We start from the raw sequence: 1,132 nt of genomic DNA, 5'->3' as shown, positions 1-1,132 counted from the left end.
CGGTTTAGGCAGGAAGCCCCCGCTTCAGCGTAAGCAAGCGGTGGGTAAGTTCACACTTTCTGAGTTGACAAAATTAGAACAGCAGATGTATTACAACTGCATATATCTGTTTCTTATGGAAGCAAATATACAGCACCCGGAATTTTCTGCTTGGTATAGCGGCTTGTTTACTGACGACCTACGCTTAAAACCGGAGTACGAAATCGTAATCTGTGAAAAGGAATATGAGATTGCCGGGGTCACAATCCTGAAATCAACAAAAGAAGAGACAAAAATATGCACGGTGTATGTTGCAGAACAGTATCGCCATAATGGTCTCGGAAGAAGGCTGATGGAGTTAAGCATTGAGTGGCTGGAAAATGAAAAGCCGGTGATGATACTTGATAAGAGCAAGGAACCAGACTTTGCGGGCATCCTTAAACACTTTGGCTTTGTATTTCAGGAAGAAAATTGCGGATTATATAATCCGGGAAAGGTAGAACTTATATACAACGGGAAAAACTGAGCCGAAGGCTCAGTTTTTTTTGTGGGAGGTTGCGAGAGAACAGGAAAGATGTTGAAAGATGGAAGAAGTTTGTAAAAGTAAAGGTCGCTGAAGGCCGTGAGGCTGAGATTTGCTCTGTAAGAAAAGATGTTGCCGGCGTTGTTGGTGCTGGCTGATGCTTTGGCGTTGTTGGCTGTTGTAGCTGTGAGGGCTGGTAAGAAAAGAAGAACGGCGGCATGATGTTTGCCGGCTGACGCCGGGAGGAGTTAATCTGGCGGCCAGAAGACGTTGGGTTCTGTAAAGAAGCAAGATGAGAAGAAGTTGGCAGCTGAAGGAATACTGACTTTTGCTGGCTGAAATGCTCGTCTGTGTATGCTGTTCGCAAGTTGCATGCATGCCGCTGCTCACATATTGCCCGCAGCGTCTGGTAGGTTTCCTGCATTTTTTTGCCGATTATGAAAGATGCACAAAAGAAGCCTCAAAAAAGCCTTTTTTATTAATAAAACCAGAAAGAAATTGGTAAAAACATACAAAAACAAAGCAAAAACAGGGCCATTTTGTACGTCCAAAAAGTGTTTCATTTTCAAAATTTTTTAGGATTTAAAGCGGGAATCCTCGGTTATTCTATATCCGAGATGAAAGCGCATA

General features: G+C 43.2%; 2 protein-coding genes. Both read left to right on the top strand.

Features of this window, described 5'->3' with window-relative positions:
* The coding region (locus LI091_RS18345; RefSeq protein ID WP_173734728.1) for a GNAT family N-acetyltransferase at positions 1 to 505 on the top strand (505 nt) is incomplete at its 5' end.
* Between the two features lie 29 nt (positions 506 to 534).
* Positions 535 to 660 carry a hypothetical protein gene (locus LI091_RS18340; protein WP_265191445.1) on the top strand — a complete coding sequence of 42 codons (126 nt, stop codon included), beginning with the start codon at positions 535 to 537 and terminating at the stop codon, positions 658 to 660.
* The last annotated feature ends 472 nt before the right edge of the window (positions 661 to 1,132 follow it).

Source organism: Blautia sp. MSK20_18, from assembly GCF_020553125.1.
Lineage (GTDB): Bacteria > Bacillota > Clostridia > Lachnospirales > Lachnospiraceae > Blautia_A > Blautia_A fusiformis.
Note: the sequence above shows the minus strand (reverse complement) of the source record. Positions and strands in the feature narration are given on the sequence as shown.